The organism is Streptomyces sp. NPDC047072 (assembly GCF_040643855.1).
In the GTDB taxonomy this organism is placed as follows: Bacteria; Actinomycetota; Actinomycetes; order Streptomycetales; family Streptomycetaceae; genus Streptomyces.
The window spans coordinates 71,350-89,396 of the sequence record NZ_JBEYVC010000006.1 but is presented as its reverse complement, the minus strand read 5'-3'; the positions used below and the strand labels follow the sequence as shown (position 1 = coordinate 89,396).

The following is an 18,047-nucleotide window of genomic DNA, read 5'->3' as shown; positions in this document are numbered from 1 at the left end:
CCTTTCCCTCACGTCACCCGGCGGCGTACACGTCCTCGACGTATCGCCCGTCCCGTACCAGTCCGTCGAGCCACCGCCCGGCCGCCGTGTCGTCGGCGCCCGGGGTGCGGTCCCGGAACAGGGTACGGAACGCTTCCCGCACGCCGGGGGCCATTTTCGAACCGTCGCCGCAGATGTAGACCCGGCCTCCCGCCTGCAGGAGGTCCCAGACCTCGTCGCCCTCGGCGGCGATGCGGTGCTGCACGAAGCCGCTCTCCGGGACCGCGCTGAAGGCGGGCCGCAGCCGCACCGCTCCGACGGCCTCGGCGGAGCGCAGTTCGTCGGCGTGCAGGAAGTCGGCGTCCGGGGCGTCGCAGCCGAAGTAGCAGAGCGCGGGCGGGAGTTCGTCGCCCCGGCGCAGGGCGGCGACCCGGTCGGCGACGGCTCCGCGGAAGGGTGCCAGTCCGGTGCCCGCCGCGATCATCACGACCGGGGCGGAGTGGTCGACGCGGAACGCCTCCCGGCACGGCTGGATGCGGGCCAGGACCGTGTCACCGGGCTGGACGTCGGTGAGATGACCGGAACCGGTGCCCCGGTAGGTGCCGGTCCCGGAGCGGGCGGGCGCCTCCAGCAGGGAGACCATGAGGTCGATGTGCCGGGGGTCGGCGGCCGGGGACGAGGACACCGAGTAGTGGCGCGGGCGCAGCGGCGGGAGCAGGTCGAGCAGGGCCGGCCAGTCGAGCGCGCCGCGCAGGGCGGGGTGGGTCTCGAAGATCTCCACGAGGGTGCGCGGGTCGTCGCTCAGGCCTTGGAGCTGGACCCTTTCCGGCGGGCAGGGGTTGGCGGCGGCCAGCGCCGACAGATCCGAGGCGGTCGGGCGCTGCCGCAACTCCACATGATGGGTGAGCAGTTGGCGTACGGTCAGCGGCCGGTCCACGGCGAGTCCGTCGCGGCGCGGGCGGGTGGCGCGGATGTCGAGGACGGCGTCCAGGTCCACGCCGAACGCCACGGCGGCCCGTTCGACGAGCGCCTTGTCGTTGACCGGGAGCACGGTCACGTGGTCGGCGGTGCGGAAGGTGACGCCGTCCGGGAGGGCGAGTCGTACGAACCGCTTGAGGCGGGGGTGGCCGGGGGCGGTGAGGTCGTGGGCCTCGGTGACGGTCATGGGGGTCAGGCCGTGCCGCTCGGCTAGGGCGTCCAGGGGGCCGGCGGTGAGGGTGCGGATCTCGTAGGCGGCCGTGGGTTCGGTGGCGGTCGTCGCCTCGGGGTCGCCGTACTCCTGGAGCAGGGCCGTGCGCAGGTCCGCGGTGAAGGTGCGGACCGTGCCGGTGAGGTCTCCGGAGGCGTCGCCGGCGGCGCGGTCGAGGAGCCGTCGGGCGCCCAGGTCGGTGAGGCGCTCGTCGATGCGGGTCGGGACGTGCTGGTAGGTGGCGGCCCAGTTGCGGTCGCCGACGCCGAGGACGGCGTAGGTGACGCCGGTCAGGTCGTGCTCCTCCTCCAGGCGGGCGGCGAACTTCCGTGCGTCGTCGGTGGGTTGGCCGTTGTAGGAGGCGGCGGTGATCACGACCGGACGGTCGGTGGGAAGGCCGTCGGCGTAGGCGTCGAGGGCCGCGACCTCGGTCTCACAGCCCAGGAGGGCGGCCTCGTCGGCCAGCCCCGCCGCGAAGTCACGGCAGGTGCCGTAGTTGCTGCCGTGCAGGAAGAGGGCGCGGGTGCCGGGGAGGACCCGGGCGGGGAGGCTCGCGTCGGCGGTTGTGGCGGCCTCGGGGCGGGACACGGCACCCGGCAGGGGCGTGTGCGCGCGGTCCGCGGTGGTGCGCGCGGTGAGCGCGAGGGTGAAGCCGTCGGGCTTGAGGGTGAGCGCCTCCTTGATGGTGAGGCGGTAGTCGGTGTGGTCGTGCAGGCGGTAGCGGTGGACGAGGAGGGCGAGCAGCATGGTCGCTTCGTGCAGGGCGAACTGCCGCCCGATACAAGCGCGTTCACCGGTGCCGAAGGGCTTGAAGGCGTGCGGTGAGCGGGCGGCCTCGGCCTCGGGGGTGAACCGGGAGGGGTCGAACAGCTCGGGGTTGTCGCCCCAGACGGGCTGCCGGTGCAGCATCGGGGCGACCACGGTGAGGGCCTGTCCGGCGCGCACCGGGATCCGCCCGCCCAGCAGGGTGTCCGCGCGGGCCTGCCGGCTGAAGGCGGAGGCCGTGGGCCAGAGCCGGAGCGCCTCGTTGAGGACCTGCCGGGTGTAGGTCAGCCGTCCGACCTCGTCGAAGGTGGGCTCCGGGTCGGCGCTGTCGCCCCACATCTCGTCGACCTCGCGCCGCACGAGCTGGAGCACGGCCGGGTGCTTGACGAGGTAGTACATCGCGAACGACATCGCGCCGGAGGTCGTCTCGTGGCCGGCGATCAGGAAGGTGATCACCTGGTTGCGGATGTTGGTGGTGTCGAGGGTCGTCCCGTCGGCGGGGTGCCGGGCGTCGAGCATGAGGCCGAGGAGATCGTCGGAGGCGCTCCCGCCGGACGCGACGCGCGCGCTGATGACGTCGTCGACGACCTGGGCGAGGTGGTCGGCGTCCGTGCGGAAGGCCGCGTCGGCGGCGCTGTAGTCGCCGCCCGGCGTACGGGCGAGCCGGGTCATGGCCCACTCCAGGCAGCGCACCATCGACTCGACGAAGGGGTGCGGCTCGTCCCGGTCGAAGGAGCCGAAGTCGTAGCCGAACCCGGCGAGTCCGATGGTGTCGAGGGTCATGCGGGTCATGTCCTCGGGGACGTCCACGGGCCTTTTGTCCCGGGCGGCCCGGTCCCAGGCCCCGATGAGCCGCCGGGCGACCCGGAGCATCACGGGGTGGTAGGTGCGCATCGAGCCCAGTGCGAAGGCGGGCATCAGGATGTCGTGCGCCTTGGCCCAGTTGGGCTCGTCGTTGTAGGCGGTGAACAGTCCGTCGGCGGCCAACTCGCGGACGTTCTCCAGGGCGGGCCCGACGGCCTTGGCGAACCGGCTCTCGTCGGCGAGTTCGGTGACCAGGTCCAGATCGGAGACGAAGGTGACGTCCCGCCCGTGCAGCCGCCGCACCAGCAGCGGACCGTGCTCGCGCATCAGCCCCATGACCTGCTGGAGGGGGGTGCGGCCGGGGCCGGTGGCGGAGATGTCGACGACGGGGATCTCGGTGGGGGTGGTCTGCGCGGTGGGGGGCATGGCGCGACAACTGCCTTTCGCGGTACGGGAGTACTGCGCTCCAGCCTGCTCGACGGACCCCGGCCGCCCGCGCCGCCGCACTACATGATTGTGTAGTGCAGGTATGTCTGTCGTGCTTGCGCCGAGCGGCCGGAGGTGCTGGTGGACCGGAAGCGCGCGGAGGCGGTGGTGTGGCGCAACCGCGCCCTGCTCCTCTTCGACCGGGTCTCGGTGCCGGTCGCGGTCTGCGATGTGTACGGCGCCGTCCTGCTGGCGAATCCGGCGATGGCGGCGGAGTGCGGGACGACCCCGGGGCGGCTGCGCGGCAAGGACGTGCTGGAGTTGTTCCGCCCGCAGGAGGCGACCCAGGTGGAGCGGATCGCCGAGGCGCTGCGGCTGCGGCACCGCTCGCGCTACCAGGTGGCGGTGTGCTGGCCTGCGCCGGGAGGCGGGGAGCGGTACGGCGAGTTGACGGCGGACCCGGTGAGCGACTCGGTGGAGGAGACGCCCTCCCTGCTGGTGATGCTGCGGGTGGCAGGTGAACGGGAGGTGCCGGTCGCGCCGGCTGTCGAGGCCGGCCCCGTGGAGCGGCGGATCCTGGCGCTCCTCGCGGGCGGTGCCAGCACCGCGCAGGCCGCCAGGGAGACGGGGCTGACCGCCGACGGCGTGAACTACCACCTGCGGCGGCTGTCGGCGCGGTGGGGAGCGGGGAACCGTACGGAACTGGTCGCGCGCGCCTACGCGCTCGGCGTGCTGACCGCCGGCGTCTGGCCCCCTGGGTAGGCGCCCCCTGGAGACGCCCCCTCCGGCGCCCCGAAGCGCGCCAGGGTGTGCCACACCATCTTGAGGTCCTGGAGTACGTACCGTCCGGTGCGGGCCGCGTCCCCGATGATCCGCGGGTCGACCGTCCCGTCCTCGGCGATCGACTCGCCCAGGTCGGCGTACTCCTGACCGCGGTAGTCGGCGTGGCGGTGCAGGTCGGCGACGGTGAGCCGGTAGCCGGGGTGCCACTCGACCGGCACCGGGAGCCGACGGGCCGCGGCCTCGACGGGTGTGTCCCGGTAGCTCGCGTCCAGGACGAGCGCCTCGATGTCCCGGGCGAGGTCGACACCCCCGTGGATCTGGCTCTCGATGTAGTCGTTGAGGGCGTCCTGCTCGTCCACCTCGGCCAGGGCGATCAGGGACATCCCGGCGGCGACGCCGAAATGGACCGGCTCGGCCGCGCTGTCGGGGTAGCAGAAGGTGGCGCGGGCGAGCGCCTCCCCGGTGAGCCGGAAGTGCGAGGAGCCGAAGCGCGGGGCCGCGCCGACCATCTGGCGGCGGAAGTTGAGCGCGCCGTACACGGGCCGCTCGTGCGGGGCCGCGTCGTCGTAGACCCCGCCGAAGATCCGGCTCTCCCAGCGCCAGCGGTCGCCGCCGGGGTGCGCGGTCAGACCGCCGTTGCTGGTGCCGGTCACGAACTGCGAGTGGTACGCGCCGTCCTGGGCGAGCGCCGCCAGGATCGGCAGGCCGCCCGCGAGGCGGTCCGGGTGGAAGTTCAGCGTGATCCGCACGTCCGCGCCGACCGCCGGACCCTCCGAGAGGGCCGCCACGTGCCGCAGTGCGGCACGCGCGCGTGGCGACCCGATGTCCTTGTGCTCCACGGACTCTCCCTCACCGACGACATCCCGTCGAAGATCACCCGCCGGGCGGGGCGTCCGCAAGGCATTTGTCGACCGGAACCCCCTACTCCGCGGCCACCGAGAGCACGATCTTGCCGCGGTTTCCGCGCTGCTCCAGCCGCTCGTGGGCGGCCCGGGCCCGCTCCAGGGGGAGGACGGTCTCGACCGGCACGCGATACACCCCGGCGGCGACCCGCTCGGCCAGTTCGCGCAGGTCCGGGCGGGGATCGTAGCCCTGGATCTGGAGGTTGGTGAGCTGGAAGCCGTGGATGGAGACGTTCTTCGGATAGAAGTCGCGGGTGTCGACGGTGCTCGGTTCCAGGGCGACGTTGGCGAGGGCGACCACCCGTCCGCCCTGCCCGGCCTCGCGCAGGCTCCGCCCGAAGGACGCCCCTCCGACGGTGTCGAGGACGACGTCGGCACCGCGCCCGTCGGTGAGCCGGAGCACCTCCTCGACCTCGGCCTCGTCCGGGTGCGCGGAGGTGTCCACGACGACCTGGGGGCCGAACTCCCGCACCCAGGCGGCCTTCTCGGGGGATCCGGCGAGGGCGATGACCCGGGCACCGGCCTCGACGGCGATCTGTACGGCCGCGGTGCCCACCCCGCTCGCGGCGGCCTTCACCAGGACGGTGTCGTCCTTGGTGACCCGGGCCAGCTCCCGCAGGCAGTACCAGGCCGTGAGCCAGGCGATCGGCAGCGCGGCCGCCTGGACGAGGTCGATGCCGTCGGGAAGGGCGACCACCTGGTCGACCGGCACCGTCGCCGCCTCGGCGTAGAAGCCCGAGGACTTGCCGCCGTCCAACGCGACGACCCGCTGCCCGGGCGAGAACTCGCTCACCCCCTCCCCCACCGCCGCGACGATCCCGGCGGCCTCCGCTCCCGGTATCAACGGCGGGCGCCCGGCCCGGTGGTAGCGGCCCGAGCGGAGCAGGGCGTCCGCACGGTTCACACCCGCCGCGACGACCCGCACCAGCACCTCCCCCGGACCAGGGACCGGGTCGGGCACCTCGACCGGCACCAGCACCTCCGGCCCGCCGAACTCGTCGATCCGCACCGCACGCATACCGCACCCGCTCTCTGCCGCAGTCGCCGGAGCGACTGACACCGATTGAACTGGTGTCACCATCGGACACCGCTTCAACCGGTGTCAAGTGCCCGCAGCTCCGCGCGGACACCACATGAACCGGTGTACGCTCGACCGCATGACCGGCAGCCCCGATCCCGCGCTCGCGTTCCCGTTCCTCGGCGGCCGCCCCTGCCTCGACTTCGTCGCCACGCTCGGAAAACGGCATGCCACGCCCCTGGAGCGGATCCCGGACCCCGACGCCCTGTCCCGCTGGTTCACCGAGGCCGGGCTGGCCGCGGGCGAGAACCAGGTCCGGGTCACCGCGCGGGAGCTGGCCGAGGCCCGGCTGCTGCGCGAGGCCATGTACCGCCTCCTGCACGCCTCGATGGCCGGGGGCGCGGGGGATCCGGCCGACGTCGTGCGGGTCAACGCGGTCGCCGCCCAGCCGGATCTCGCGCCCCAGCTGGGCCCGGCCCCCTGGGCGGCGCGCAGTCCGGCCCGCGCGGCCCTGTCGACGGTGGCGCGGGACGCCGTACTCCTGGTGCGTGGGCCCCTGCTGGAGCGGGTCAAGGAGTGCGGAAACCCGGACTGCTCCCTGCTGTTCCTGGACGACTCCCAGTCCCGGCGGCGCCGCTGGTGCTCGATGGACCGCTGCGGCAACCTCGCCAAGATCGCCGGGTACCGCTCCCGCAGCCGGGCGGCGTCCGCGCCCTGAAGGGCCGCGTCCACGTCCGCACCCTGAGGAGCCCGGGCCGTGTCCACCGTCACCGCCCTCGCCTCTTGCCCGCGACCGCCCGCCGCCCCGACCCTTACGGACGGTCACGGTCCGCACGGACCGCGAAGGGGTACTAGCTGAGGATGCAAGTGGTACGTGAGTGGACGGCGTCCCTCGTGAGCTATGTGAAGCGGCGCCGGGACCCCGTCGTCGTGCAGACGCTGCGTTCGGCGGCCGCGGCGACGATCGCCTACGTCATCGCGCTGCGCCTCAGTCCCGAGGCGGCCCCGCTCACCGCGCCCCTGACCGCCCTGCTGGTCGTCCAGGTCACCCTCTACTCGACGCTCACCACCGGGGTCCGCCGGGTGAACTCCGTGGTGGCCGGCGTGCTCGTCGCCATCGCGTTCAGCCTGCTGGTGGGTCTGACCTGGTGGAGCCTGGGCCTGCTGATCGTGGCCTCGCTGGTGGTCGGGCGGATCGTCAGGGTCGAGGAGTTCGTGCCCGAGGTGGCGATCAGCGCGATGCTGGTGCTCGGGGTGACGACGGTCGGGGACACGGCCTGGGCGCGGGTCGTGGAGACGCTGATCGGCGCGGTCGTCGGGCTCGGCTGCAATCTGCTGTTCGCGCCGCCGGTGTGGGTGGACGAGGCGGGTGAGTCGATCGAGGGGCTGGCCCGCCGGGTGCGCCGGCTGATGCTGCGGATGGGCGAGGAGGCCGCGGGCCGTACGCCCGTGGAGCTCGCGACCGCCCGGCTGTACGAGGCCCGCGCGCTCGACCACGACATCGTCGAGGTGGACGCGGCCCTGAAGCAGGCCGAGGACAGCCTCAAGTTCAACCCCCGGGTGAAAGAGGGCATGCTGCACCGGGTGGTGCTGCGCACCGGCCTGGACACCCTGGAGATCTGCACGGTCGTCCTGCGGGTCCTCGCCCGCACCCTCACCGACCTCGCGAAGGAACGCGACCCCTTCGCCGACGAGCCCGACCTGCTCGACGACGAGGGACCGGATCCCGAACCGCTGTTCGGGGCTGAGACCGGCCGGACCGTGGAGCGGCTGCTGTCCGAGATCGGCGACGCCGTGGTCAGCTTCGCCGTCCTGGTCACCACGCACGTCAGCGTGAGCGCGGAGTCCGCGGAGGCCCGGCTCACCGCGGAGCTCCGGCAGGCCACGGCCACCCGGGACAAGCTGGCCCAGCTGCTGCTGGAGGAGGTCCAGCGTGACGCCCGCCACTGGCAGCTGCACGGCGCCGTCCTGACCGAGGTCAACCGCATCCTCGACGAGCTGGACACCGAGCACCGCTCGCGCCGGCTCCTGGAGGAGCTGGACCGTGCCGCGCGGGAGCAGCGCGAGCGGATGCCCCACCTGACCCGTCTGCAGGAACGGCTGCGGGGGAACCGGACGGCCCGTGCCCGTCGTTCCCCTTCCAGGTGAGGCACGCACGACAGGCCAGGGGGACCGCATGACCGACACCGCCGTCCGCGTCGACGGGAACACACTGCGGCTGCCGGGCGGGGTGGCGGTGCGGTTCATCCGCACCCTGCGCCTGCCCGAGACCGGCACGCATCCGCTGCCACCGGGGCTCGGGGAGTTCCCGGTGCGCCGGGTCGCCGACTACCTCGACACCGTGCCGGAGCAGTGGCGGGCCCGGGGCGGGGTGATGCTGCCGGTCTACCTGCGCGAGGCGATGTGGCTCAGCTTCGGCGCCACCACCGAGCCCGCCGCGCTCCAGGTGGGGGTCGGCAAGGTGTGCGCGGTGTCCGGGAAGCCCTGGAGCGACCGGCTCTCCCGTGATCCGCAGAACTACGTGGTCCTCCCCCGCCAGCCGTGGCTGGACGGCATCAACTCCGGGAAGGGCACGGTCCGCCAGTTCGTGGCGGTGCCGCTCGGGCTCGGGGCGACCGTCGAGGGGCAGGTCACCGGCGAGGAGGTCTGGGGCGGGGTCCAGCTCCAGTCGTTCCCGCTGGTCGAGGAGCGGCTTGAGCGGTGGCGCGAGGACCAGCGGCGGGTGCGGGCGGCCCGGCCCGCCATGGCCTACGGCGCGGCCATGCCGATGGCGATGCCGGCCCCCGCGGCTCCGGCGGCGGCCGGGGCGCCCCGCAGTGCCGCGGCGATGGGGCTCGGCGTGGGCGGGTCGATGCGCCAGGAGGTCTACAAGGACGAGCGGCCGCTGTCCGACTGGGCGAAGACCCCGGCCGGGCGGGTCTTCGTGCACCTGGTGACACCGCCCGAGTGGCGCCGCATCACCAGCGAGGCGCCGCCGCCCTCACCGGTGAACCGCGCGGCCTACACGCAGGCGGGACTGCCCTGGTTCGACTACTACGACCAGGACGCGGAGGATCTGGCGCCGACGGACACACTGGAGGGTGTGAAACCGGTCGGTGACTGGATCGGGGACGATCACGAGCCCTGGCAGGCGCCGACGCCTGACCAGGTGAAACAGCTGGGGGACGCACCGGGGAAGCCGGTGGAGGACGGCGACTGGTAGCGGACGGCCCGGGTCCGCTTGTTTGCGCGGGACGGGTGGGGCACGTCAAGGTGGCTGTTCAGGACCGAGACGGACGATCACCCGGGGTGTTGCGGAGATGGGCGGTACGGGCGCGCCGGCGGACGGCGGCTGGAGCAGGCGCCGGTTCGTCGGCGCCCTCGCCGGAGCGGGGGTGGGGGCGGGGCTCGTGGGCTGCTCGTCCTCGACGGGCTCATCGCCGGGTTCCGCGTCGAGGACGGCGGCCGGGGGGGCACAGGGCAGCTCGCCCGAGACTCCCTCCCCTACGGCATCCGCCGCGTCACCGAGTCCTACGGCGACGCCGAGCGGCCCCCGCCCCCTCTACCTCGGCACCTACACCACCGCCGAGGACGGCGGCGACGGCATCGGCCTGGCCACCTACGACACCGGCAGCGGCCGCATCAAGCACACCGGCACACTCACCGGGCTCACCAACCCCTCCTACCTCGCCCTGCACCCCGACGGCCGCACCCTGTACACCGTCGCCGAGCAGGACGCGGGGGCCGTGACCGCCGTACGCCTGGCCGACCGCAGGATCCTGGGAAGCCGGAGCACCGGCGGCGCCGGGCCGTGCCATCTGTCGGTGCATCCGAGCGGGCGCTGGCTGCTCAGCGCCAACTACGCCTCCGGCAGCGTGGCCGTCCACCCGATCGACGCGTCGGGGGCGCTCGGCGAGCGCAGGGAGTCCGTCACGCACTCCACTCCGGCGCCCGGGCCGGGGCAGGAGGGTCCGCACGCCCACCAGTTCGTCACCAGCCCCGACGGCGGCCATGTGCTCGCCGTCGACCTGGGCACCGACACCGTCTACAGCTACCGACTGAACCAACGCACCGGCACGCTCACGGAGGTCGCGCGGGCGCACACCCGGGCGGGCGCCGGACCGCGCCACCTGACCTTCCACCCCGGGGGCCGGTACGCCTATCTCGCCAACGAGGTCGACAACACGGTGGCCGTCTGCGCGTACGACCGCGCGACCGGCCGGCTCACCGTCGGGGCGGCCCAGTCGACGGGCACGGGCTCGACCACCAGTTACCCGGCGCAGCTCCTGGTCACCGCCAACGGCTCGTACGCCTATCTCGCCAACCGGGGCCACGACAGCCTCACGCGCTATGCCGTCGAGGCCGACGGCGCCCGGCTGCGGCTGCTCGACACCGTGCCGGTGTCGGGCGACTTCCCCCGCCAGATCGCCTTCTCACCGGACGGCACGCTGCTGTTCGCGGCGAACCAGCGCTCCGGCACGGTCAGCGTGTTCCACGTGGACGAGGAGAGCGGTGGACTGCGGCTCGCCGGGAAGCCGTTCGCCTCACCCGTCGCCGTCTGTGCGCTGCCGCTGTAGGGCGCGCGGGCAGGACGCGGCGCTCGCCTGGGTCAGCAGCACGTGCATGCGCTCGGTGAGCCGGGAGACGTCGTCGGCGGGCGCGTGGAAGGGCAGCCGTACGTCACCGTGGGCGCGGGCCCGCTCGATGCGCAGGGTCAGTCCATGGCGGTCGACGGCGAGCGGCTGGACGCGTACGGCGCCGTGCAGGCTGTCGGACTCGACGAGCCGGGTGAGCCGCTCGACCGCGTCGGGGTGGCAGTCCGCGAGGTGGGTGAGCAGCCGGGCCTCGGCCGTGGCCAGCGGGTCGGGCGCGGCGTCGGCGAAGTCGTCGAGGTCGACGACGACCGCGCCGGACGAACGGCGCAGCACCACTCGCGTGGCCTTGAACTCCAGCCCGTCCTCCGCGGGAACGAACCAGCCGGCCATCCACAGCCGGGCGCGGATCCGGTGGCGCACCGGGACGGGTGCCACGTCGGCGAACTCCAGGACGGCGGACGGCTCGCCGCGGGGCGCGCAGATCGCGGCCGCGGTCAGCGTGCTCTCCTCGGGTACCGTCAGCAGCACCCGTCCGTCCTCCGTCACGGTGTGGGCGCCGACGAACTCCTCGCGACCGCCTTCCGCGGTCACCGCGCAGGACCACGAGGCGGCGAGCACCGACCGGGCCCGTTCCGCCGCGGAGGGCTCGGCCGTCCAGGTCTGGGTGTCACCCATCCATTGCCTCCTTAGGTAAGCCTTGCCTAACTTATCGAAGATCGGCGACGAAGCCAACCACCGGCGTGGGGGCGGTCGTGGTGAATCGGTGTGAATTCAGGCGGCGAGCACGCCGAGCAGCGCCCGCGCGCACAGATCGCGCACCTGCTCGCGCGTCAGCTCTGAGCCGCGCAGCCACTCCAGGCAGACGGCCGTGGTGAAGGCGAGCCAGCCGCGGACGGCCAGCCGTGTGTCGGGGTGCGCCTCGGCCAAGGGCCCGAACTCGGGGTCCGCGGCCAGCGCCGCGAGGATCTGCCGCTCCTGGGTGGCCAGCGCCCGCTGGTAGACCCGGCGCACGGCCTGGTCGCCGGTGGCGTCGGCGCGATGGAAGGCGCGGTAGCCGTGGGCGTGCGCCTGCACGTACTCCAGGAAGGTGTCCAGATTGGCGGTGAGCTGCTCGCGCGCCGGGATGCCGGGCACCGCCGCGGTCATGGTCAGCATCCGCTCGCTCTCCCGCTCGACGACGGCGGCGAAGAAGTCCCGCTTGGTCGGGAAGTAGTGGTAGAGCAGCCCGCGCGAGACACCGGCGATCTCGGCGACCTGCTCGATCCACACGTCGTCGTAGGGACTCTCCGAGAACAGCCGCGCGCCCACCGACAGGAGCTGCTCCCTGCGCTCCCCGGTGCTCAGCCTGCGCCGCGCGCGCTCGCCCTGCTTCCCGGCCATGCCCGCACTTTACTTGACGTCGATTCAACAAGGGGACCAGACTGGATCACGCTATTGAACTCACGTACAACGTGCTCGACCGCCGGTGGATCAAGGGAGATCGTGTGATGGCGCAGACCACGACGAGTCAGGCACTGCCCGCCGGGTTCCGCAGCGCCGAGCAGGGCTGGCCGGAGCTGCGCCGCATCCCGCATCCGCCCCGGCGGCTGCCCCTGCTGGGTGATGTGCTGGGCGTCAACCGGACCACCCCGCTCCAGGACTCGCTGCGCTTCGCCCGTCAGCTGGGGCCGATCTACCGGCGCAAGGCGTTCAACCGGGAGTTCGTGTTCGTCTGGGGTGCCGATCTGGTGGCGGACCTCGCGGACGAGTCCCGGTTCGCCAAGCACGTGGGCCTCGGGGTCGCGAATCTGCGGCCGGTCGCCGGGGACGGGCTGTTCACGGCGTACAACCACGAGCCGAACTGGCAGCTGGCGCACGACGTCCTCGCCCCGGGCTTCAGCCGGGAGGCCATGGAGGCCTACCACCCGATGATGCTGGCCGTGGCCGGCCGCCTCACCGACCACTGGGACCGCGAGCAGACGGCAGGACGGACGGTGGACGTGCCCGGGGACATGACGAAACTGACCCTGGAGACCATCGCGCGCACCGGGTTCGGTCATGACTTCGGCTCCTTCGAGCGCGAGCGCCCGCACCCCTTCATCACCGCCATGGTGGGCACCCTCACCTACGCCCAGCGGCTCAACTCCGTACCTTTTCCTGCCCTGTTGCGGCAGGCCGCGCAGCAGAACGCGGAGGACATCGCCTACCTCAACCGCATGGTCGACGACCTGGTCCAGGAGCGGCGCAAGGCGAGCGGCGACGGCGACCTGCTGGACCGGATGCTGGAGACGGCTCACCCCGACACGGGCGAGCGGCTCTCCGCGGAGAACGTCCGCCGTCAGGTCATCACCTTCCTGGTCGCGGGTCACGAGACCACCTCGGGCGCGCTCTCCTTCGCCCTGCACTACCTCTCCCGTCACCCCGAAGTGGCGGCCCGCGCCCGCGCGGAGGTCGACCGGGTCTGGAACGACACGGAGACGCCCGGCTACGACCAGGTGGCGAAGCTGCGGTACGTGCGCCGGGTGCTGGACGAGTCGCTGCGGCTGTGGCCGACGGCGCCGGCGTTCGCCCGGGAGGCGCGCGAGGACACCGTGCTGAACGGCGAGCACCCGATGCGCCGGGGCGCCTGGACGCTGGTGCTCACGCCGATGCTGCACCGCGATGCCACGGTGTGGGGCGCCGACGCGGAGGAGTTCGACCCGGACCGCTTCGACCCCAAGGCCGTACGCTCGCGTCCGCCGCACGCCTTCAAGCCGTGGGGCACCGGCGCGCGGGCCTGCATCGGCCGGCAGTTCGCGCTGCACGAGGCCACGCTGGTGCTCGGACTGCTGCTGCGCCGCTACGAGTTGAGGGCGGACCCCGAGTACCGGTTGCGGATCACGGAGCGGCTGACGTTGATGCCGGAGGGGTTGCGGCTGGGGTTGGAGCGGAGGGCGGCTGTCGGCGTGGCGGCGCCCACGGATGTCCCCGACGAGGTTCCGTCAGAGGCCCGCTGTCCAGTGCACCGGACGGCTGACTGACCCCGGCAGTCGCGTGCCCGCACTCCCCCGCGCCGCGTTCAGCTGGGGCTGGGTGAGGAAGAAGGCGTCGGTCAGGTCCGCGTCCGTGAGGTCGGCGTCGCGCAGGTCGGCGCCGATCATGTCCGCGCCGCGCAGGTCGGCCCCGGTGAGGTCGGCGGCTATGAGGTAGGCCCCGCGCAGGCTCGCGCCCCGCAGGTCGGCGCCCTTGAGACGGGCGCCCATCAGGTCGGCGCCCCGGCGGTTCTTCTTCCTGCCCCTGCCGCCGTGCCCGGCCCGTACCAGGTCGCTGGTGCGCAGCAGGAGTTCGTTGACCTCCTGCCGGTGGCCGGGGACGTCCAGGGCCGTCAGTTCCTCCGGTGTGCCCCGGGTGAGCGCCTCGGTCCTCTCCCGCATCCGGCTCAGGTCGGCGTGGACCGGGCGGGCCGCCGGGAGCGTGAGGGCCTCGGTGAGGTACCAGAGCAGTTCGTGGAGCTGCCGGACCACCGGGAAGGCGTCGAACATCCGCCGGGCGTGCTCACCGGAGCCGGTGCGCCAGTCGCGGCCGCCGAAGGTGACCTGCGCGACCTTCTGTCCGGCGCCGAAACAGTCGTAGACCGTGCATCCGGTGAAGCCCTCGGTGCGCAGCTTCGTGTGGATGCCGCAGCGGTGGTCGCCCCGGAGGTTCGGGCAGGGCTTCCCGGCCGGCTTGTCGAGGGCGAAGTCGGTGGAGGCGGCGAAGGGCAGGGCGACACAGCACAGGCCGAAGCAGCGCGCGCAGTCGCCGCTCAGCTCAGCGAGTTCGATCGTTTGTTCTTGCATCGACTCGAGCCTACCCGGGCGAACTCACCGATGAATTTTCCGCGTTGTGGGGGTCTCCACATACAGAGGAAAACAAGCTCGGCTACCACGGAGACACGAGTCGGCCGAGGCAGGAGCCGACCGCATAGAGGAGACGTCATGTGCAGCCACCAGCCTTCGTGCCCCACCGCCGACCGCCCCGACCACCACACCGCGATGATCGTCTCGGCCCATCCCGAACAGGGGTGGAGCCTGCTGTGCAACGGCACCGTCGTCTTCGACGACACCGGTGAACTGCTGCCCGACGGGCGGGTCGTGAGCCCGCACCGCACCCTCGGCCCGCTGGCCGTCGCCGCCTGAGTCAGCCGCCCGTGCCCGGCAGGTCCAGTCGGGCCAGGCGGTCCGGGTCGGCCAGGATGTACATCTCGGTGATCCGGCCGTCCACGACGGTGACGCCCGCGACCGACAGCGGCCGGCCCTCGGGGACGTTGACGACGCCGACGTCGCCGTTGAGCAGTGCGAGCCGCGCGTACTGGGCGAACTGCCGGAACAGCATCGCCTCTTCGGCGACCGCGGCCGCCCCGCGCACCACCTTCGAGGCCGCCGCTCCCCCGACCAGCGCACCGGAGTCGACACGCAGCACGACGTCCGGGTGGAGCACGGCCAGCAGCGCCTGGAAGTCCCCCGCCTTGGACGCGGCCAGGAACGCCTCAAGGACCTCGCGCTGTCTGCCCGGGTCGCGCTCCCGGGCGGGTTCGGCCCCCTGCACCCGGCGCCGGGCACGGCTGGCGAGCTGCCGGGTCGCGGCCGGGGTGCGTTCCAGGACCTGCGCGATGTCGTCGAAGGGCACGGCGAACATGTCGTGCAGGACGAACGCGAGGCGCTGGGCGGGCTCCAGGTTCTCCAGCACGACCAGGAGCGCGAGGCCCACCTGGTCGGCGTGCAGGACCTCCTGCTCGGGGTCGATCCGGGACAGCGGGCTGATCACCGGGTCCGGTACGAAGGTCTCGCTCAGGGGGTCCTCGCGGCGGGTGGCCCGGGAGCGCAGCATGTCCAGGCAGACCCGGCCGGTCACGGTGGTGAGCCAGCCGCCCAGGTTGCGGATCTCCTCCGCGTCTCCCCGGCTCAGCTTCAGCCAGGTCTCCTGGACCGCGTCGTCCGCCTCCGCCAGCGAGCCGAGCATGCGGTAGGCCACCGCCCGCAGATGCCCGCGATGCTCCTCGAAGCGCTTCGCGAGCAGGTCCGTTCCGTCCACGCCGTCCCCCCGTGCCATCAGTGAAAGCGTGACGATCAAATCATGCCCACGACAAAGGTCAAAGGCGTTCCCGAGATCAGGCCTCGTCGCGGGTGAGGGCGAGCAGCCGGTCCAGCACCCGGGGGCCGCCCGCACGGACGCCGTCGTGCTCGAACTCGTCGGTGACCCAGGTGCGCAGACCACGGATCGCGCGGGCGGTCTCCAGGGAGTGCGCGGTGTCGACGTACATGTCGTCGTGGTAGACGGCCGCCGCCACCGGGACCTCGTTGGCGGCGAGGCGGGCGCGGTCGTACAGCGGCCGCCAGTCGGTGCGGGCGGCGAGGAGGTCGGCGGTCTCGCGCAGCGGGCGCAGCGCGGGGTCGCAGTCGAACATCCAGGGGTGGATCGACTCGCCGGTGAACAGCAGCGGCTCGTCGCCGGCGAGCGCCTTGGCCGCGTCGAAGCGCGGGAACTCGGCGCGGACGCGTTCGGCCGACCAGGCGGTGGGGCGCCGGTCCTGGCCGTAGATGGCCTCGTGGACGAGGGCGTAGAGCGGGTGGCCGGCGTACGACAGGAGGTTCTGGACCTCTTCCTGGAAGGCGTCGGAGAGCGCGGGGCCCTCGGGGGTGCGCACGAAGGCGTGCTCCAGGAGGTAGTGCAGGCGGTGGCTGCCCTCGCTGCCGCCGAGGAGGATGCCGAGGGACTGGAAGGCTTCGACGGTGAGGCGGTAGCCGTTCGGGAGGACCACGTCGCCGCCCAGGAGGTGCTCGGCGATCCGGCGAGCGCGCTCGACGTCCTGCGGGTAGCGGGCGTAGTGCGCGGCGACCTTGCGCTCGATGCGCGGGAAGGCGGCGCGGTAGACGTCGTCGGCGTGCGCGTCGAGGGAGGGCAGGCCGCCGGTGAGGACGGCGGCGGCCAGGCCCTCGGGGGCGGTGGAGAGGTAGGTGGTCGCGCAGAAGCCGCCGAAGCTCTGGCCGAGCAGGGTCCAGGGGGCGCCGCCGGTGAGCCGCGGGCGGATCGTCTCGCAGTCCCGGACGATCGCGTCGGCGCGGAAGTGCGTGAGGTAGTCGGCCTGGGCGGCGGCGTCGCCGCGCAGCGGGAGGGTCTGCCGGTTGGCGGGGGTGGAGTGGCCGGTGCCGCGCTGGTCCAGGAGGAGGACGCGGTACTCCTTCAGGGCCCGGCCGAGCCAGGCTCCCTTGCCGACGAAACGGTTCGCCCCGAAGCCCGGACCACCCTGGAGATAGACCAGCCACGGCAGCTCCTGGCGCGCCTTGTCGCTCGCGACGACCTCACGGGCATAGAGCTCGATCGTCTCCCCGGCCGGGTCTGCGTGGTCCAGGGGCACGGTGAAGTGGCGGTCGGTCAGGACGACGCCGGGCTGGCGGTAGGTCGCGGTCAACGGGGCTCCCGGGACGGACGGAGGTGCGGACGCGTCCCAGTTCAGCACATGTCCGTCCGATATCCGATCCCCGGGATCATGAAATCGTACTGAATACCCGATCAGTGGGCCGAGAGGCGGGAGACGACCGGTCAGCGGGCCGCGAGGCTGGAGCGCCGCACCACCAGCTCGGGCTGGAGCACCACCCGGCGGTGCTCGTGCCGCCTGCCCGTGGTCTCCGCCTCGGACTCCTCAAGGAGCAGTTCGGCGGCGAGGGCGCCCATGGTGACGGCGGGCTGGCGGACGGAGGTGAGCGGGACGGCCGCGGCGGCGGCGAACTCGATGTCGTCGTAGCCGACGATGGCCAGGTCGTCCGGGACGGTGACGCCGGCCGCGTACATCGCCTGCAGGACGCCGAGGGCGAGCAGGTCGTTGGCGCAGAAGACGGCGGTGGGGCGGTCGGCGAGGCCGAGCAGGCGGGCGCCCGCGTCCCGGCCCGCGGCGACGTCGAGGCGCTCGGTGGGCAGCTCGCGCAGGTGCTCGGGGCCCAGGCCCGCCTCGGCGAGGGCGTTCATGGCGCCGGTACGGCGGTCGCGGACCTGGTTGAGTCCGGGCGGGCCGCTGACGTACGCGATGGAGCGGTGTCCCGCGTCCACGAGGTGCCGTACCGCCAGGGCGCCGCCCGCCACGTCGTCCACGGAGACGGAGCACTCGGTGGTGCCCTCGGCGACCCGGTCGACGAGGACGAAGGGGATGCCGTGGCGCCGGAAGGACTCGATGTTGCGGCCGGACGCGTCGGTCGGGGTGAGCAGCACGCCCCGCACCCGCTGCTCGGCGAAGAGGGAGAGGTACTCGGCCTCCTCGCTGGCGCTCTGGGCGCTGTTGCAGACCATCACGCCGAGGCCGTCCTCGCGGGCGGCCCGCTCGGCGCCGCGGGTCACGTCCACGAAGAAGGGGTTGCCCATGTCCAGGACGAGCAGGCCCATGATCCGGCTGCGGCCCGCGCGCAGCTGACGCGCGGACTCGCTGCGGACGTAGCCGAGCCGGTCTATCGCGGACAGCACGCGCGCCCGGGTCTCGGTGGCGACGGAGTCCGGACGATTGATGACGTTCGAGACCGTGCCGACGGAGACTCCGGCGGCGCGGGCGACGTCCTTGATACCCACCGACTGGGCCATCGGGCAGGGACCTCCAGGGAAACGAGGGGGCGGCGGGGCCC

16 protein-coding genes are annotated in these 18,047 nt (G+C 73.1%); 7 read left to right on the top strand and 9 right to left on the bottom strand.

What is annotated here, in order from left to right:
* Positions 1-13: 13 nt before the first annotated feature.
* Positions 14-3,163, bottom strand: a complete 3,150-nt coding sequence (locus tag ABZ896_RS04305) for a cytochrome P450 (protein WP_360921665.1) — start codon at positions 3,161-3,163, stop codon at positions 14-16.
* A 141-nt stretch (positions 3,164-3,304) separates the two neighbouring features.
* Between ABZ896_RS04305 and ABZ896_RS04300 the strand changes: the two genes are divergently transcribed.
* Positions 3,305-3,925 (top strand): PAS domain-containing protein, encoded by a 621-nt coding sequence (locus ABZ896_RS04300; protein ID WP_360921663.1) that lies wholly within the window; start codon positions 3,305-3,307, stop codon positions 3,923-3,925.
* On the opposite strand, the gene ABZ896_RS04295 is transcribed toward ABZ896_RS04300, so the two are convergent.
* Both ABZ896_RS04295 and ABZ896_RS04290 read right to left on the bottom strand, forming a co-directional pair.
* Positions 3,880-4,785 (bottom strand): DUF3626 domain-containing protein, encoded by a 906-nt coding sequence (locus tag ABZ896_RS04295; protein ID WP_360921660.1) that lies wholly within the window; start codon positions 4,783-4,785, stop codon positions 3,880-3,882. The genes ABZ896_RS04300 and ABZ896_RS04295 overlap by 46 nt on opposite strands.
* 82 nt (positions 4,786-4,867) lie before the next feature.
* Positions 4,868-5,866, bottom strand: coding sequence for a zinc-binding dehydrogenase (locus ABZ896_RS04290; RefSeq protein ID WP_360921657.1), 999 nt, complete (start codon positions 5,864-5,866; stop codon positions 4,868-4,870).
* 139 nt (positions 5,867-6,005) lie between these two features.
* Here ABZ896_RS04290 and ABZ896_RS04285 point away from each other — a divergent pair, with 139 nt between their 5' ends.
* The 4 genes from ABZ896_RS04285 to ABZ896_RS04270 all read left to right on the top strand — a co-directional run bounded on the left by ABZ896_RS04285 (position 6,006) and on the right by ABZ896_RS04270 (position 10,422).
* Complete coding sequence (locus tag ABZ896_RS04285; RefSeq protein ID WP_360921650.1) at positions 6,006-6,584, top strand: ABATE domain-containing protein; 579 nt, start codon at positions 6,006-6,008, stop codon at positions 6,582-6,584.
* 143 nt (positions 6,585-6,727) lie between these two features.
* Entirely contained in the window at positions 6,728-8,014 is a 1,287-nt protein-coding gene (locus ABZ896_RS04280; RefSeq protein WP_360921647.1) for an aromatic acid exporter family protein, read from the top strand.
* Positions 8,015-8,042: 28 nt separating this feature from the next.
* A complete protein-coding gene (locus ABZ896_RS04275) occupies positions 8,043-9,068 on the top strand; it encodes a hypothetical protein (protein WP_360921644.1) in 1,026 nt (341 codons plus the stop codon).
* Between the two features lie 97 nt (positions 9,069-9,165).
* Positions 9,166-10,422, top strand: coding sequence for a lactonase family protein (locus ABZ896_RS04270; protein ID WP_360921641.1), 1,257 nt, complete (start codon positions 9,166-9,168; stop codon positions 10,420-10,422).
* Here the strand turns inward: ABZ896_RS04270 and ABZ896_RS04265 are convergent.
* Positions 10,390-11,115, bottom strand: coding sequence for a DUF2470 domain-containing protein (locus tag ABZ896_RS04265; RefSeq protein WP_360921638.1), 726 nt, complete (start codon positions 11,113-11,115; stop codon positions 10,390-10,392). The genes ABZ896_RS04270 and ABZ896_RS04265 overlap by 33 nt on opposite strands.
* Positions 11,116-11,211: 96 nt before the next feature.
* Entirely contained in the window at positions 11,212-11,820 is a 609-nt protein-coding gene (locus ABZ896_RS04260) for a TetR/AcrR family transcriptional regulator (RefSeq protein ID WP_360921635.1), read from the bottom strand.
* A 107-nt stretch (positions 11,821-11,927) separates the two neighbouring features.
* On the opposite strand from ABZ896_RS04260, the gene ABZ896_RS04255 reads away from it, so the two are divergent.
* Positions 11,928-13,439, top strand: coding sequence for a cytochrome P450 (locus ABZ896_RS04255; protein ID WP_360921632.1), 1,512 nt, complete (start codon positions 11,928-11,930; stop codon positions 13,437-13,439).
* Here the strand turns inward: ABZ896_RS04255 and ABZ896_RS04250 are convergent.
* On the bottom strand, positions 13,401-14,237 hold the full coding sequence (locus ABZ896_RS04250) for a pentapeptide repeat-containing protein (protein ID WP_360921629.1): 837 nt from the start codon (positions 14,235-14,237) through the stop codon (positions 13,401-13,403). The genes ABZ896_RS04255 and ABZ896_RS04250 overlap by 39 nt on opposite strands.
* Positions 14,238-14,375: 138 nt before the next feature.
* Between ABZ896_RS04250 and ABZ896_RS04245 the strand changes: the two genes are divergently transcribed.
* Positions 14,376-14,576, top strand: a complete 201-nt coding sequence (locus ABZ896_RS04245) for a DUF5999 family protein (protein WP_360921626.1) — start codon at positions 14,376-14,378, stop codon at positions 14,574-14,576.
* Between the two features lies 1 nt (position 14,577).
* Here the strand turns inward: ABZ896_RS04245 and sigJ are convergent, their stop codons facing one another.
* From sigJ to ABZ896_RS04230, 3 genes are all read right to left on the bottom strand, one after another.
* Positions 14,578-15,489: an RNA polymerase sigma factor SigJ gene (sigJ, locus tag ABZ896_RS04240; RefSeq protein WP_360921623.1), complete on the bottom strand. Its 912-nt coding sequence runs from the start codon at positions 15,487-15,489 to the stop codon at positions 14,578-14,580.
* A gap of 58 nt (positions 15,490-15,547) precedes the next feature.
* A complete protein-coding gene (locus ABZ896_RS04235) occupies positions 15,548-16,849 on the bottom strand; it encodes an alpha/beta fold hydrolase (RefSeq protein WP_360921620.1) in 1,302 nt (433 codons plus the stop codon).
* Between the two features lie 131 nt (positions 16,850-16,980).
* Positions 16,981-18,006 carry a LacI family DNA-binding transcriptional regulator gene (locus ABZ896_RS04230; RefSeq protein WP_360921617.1) on the bottom strand — a complete coding sequence of 342 codons (1,026 nt, stop codon included), beginning with the start codon at positions 18,004-18,006 and terminating at the stop codon, positions 16,981-16,983.
* Positions 18,007-18,047: the final 41 nt, after the last annotated feature.

Bases quoted from the DNA above. Each gene is read 5' to 3' on its own strand.
- ABZ896_RS04305 (WP_360921665.1), bottom strand. From the start codon at position 3,163: ATGCCCCCCACCGCGCAGACCACCCCCACCGAGATCCCCGTCGTCGAC.
- ABZ896_RS04290 (WP_360921657.1), bottom strand. From the start codon at position 5,866: ATGCGTGCGGTGCGGATCGACGAGTTCGGCGGGCCGGAGGTGCTGGTG.
- ABZ896_RS04285 (WP_360921650.1), top strand. From the start codon at position 6,006: ATGACCGGCAGCCCCGATCCCGCGCTCGCGTTCCCGTTCCTCGGCGGC.
- ABZ896_RS04280 (WP_360921647.1), top strand. From the start codon at position 6,728: ATGCAAGTGGTACGTGAGTGGACGGCGTCCCTCGTGAGCTATGTGAAG.
- ABZ896_RS04275 (WP_360921644.1), top strand. From the start codon at position 8,043: ATGACCGACACCGCCGTCCGCGTCGACGGGAACACACTGCGGCTGCCG.
- ABZ896_RS04270 (WP_360921641.1), top strand. From the start codon at position 9,166: ATGGGCGGTACGGGCGCGCCGGCGGACGGCGGCTGGAGCAGGCGCCGG.
- ABZ896_RS04265 (WP_360921638.1), bottom strand. From the start codon at position 11,115: ATGGGTGACACCCAGACCTGGACGGCCGAGCCCTCCGCGGCGGAACGG.
- ABZ896_RS04260 (WP_360921635.1), bottom strand. From the start codon at position 11,820: ATGGCCGGGAAGCAGGGCGAGCGCGCGCGGCGCAGGCTGAGCACCGGG.
- ABZ896_RS04255 (WP_360921632.1), top strand. From the start codon at position 11,928: ATGGCGCAGACCACGACGAGTCAGGCACTGCCCGCCGGGTTCCGCAGC.
- ABZ896_RS04250 (WP_360921629.1), bottom strand. From the start codon at position 14,237: ATGCAAGAACAAACGATCGAACTCGCTGAGCTGAGCGGCGACTGCGCG.
- ABZ896_RS04245 (WP_360921626.1), top strand. From the start codon at position 14,376: ATGTGCAGCCACCAGCCTTCGTGCCCCACCGCCGACCGCCCCGACCAC.
- sigJ (WP_360921623.1), bottom strand. From the start codon at position 15,489: ATGGCACGGGGGGACGGCGTGGACGGAACGGACCTGCTCGCGAAGCGC.
- ABZ896_RS04230 (WP_360921617.1), bottom strand. From the start codon at position 18,006: ATGGCCCAGTCGGTGGGTATCAAGGACGTCGCCCGCGCCGCCGGAGTC.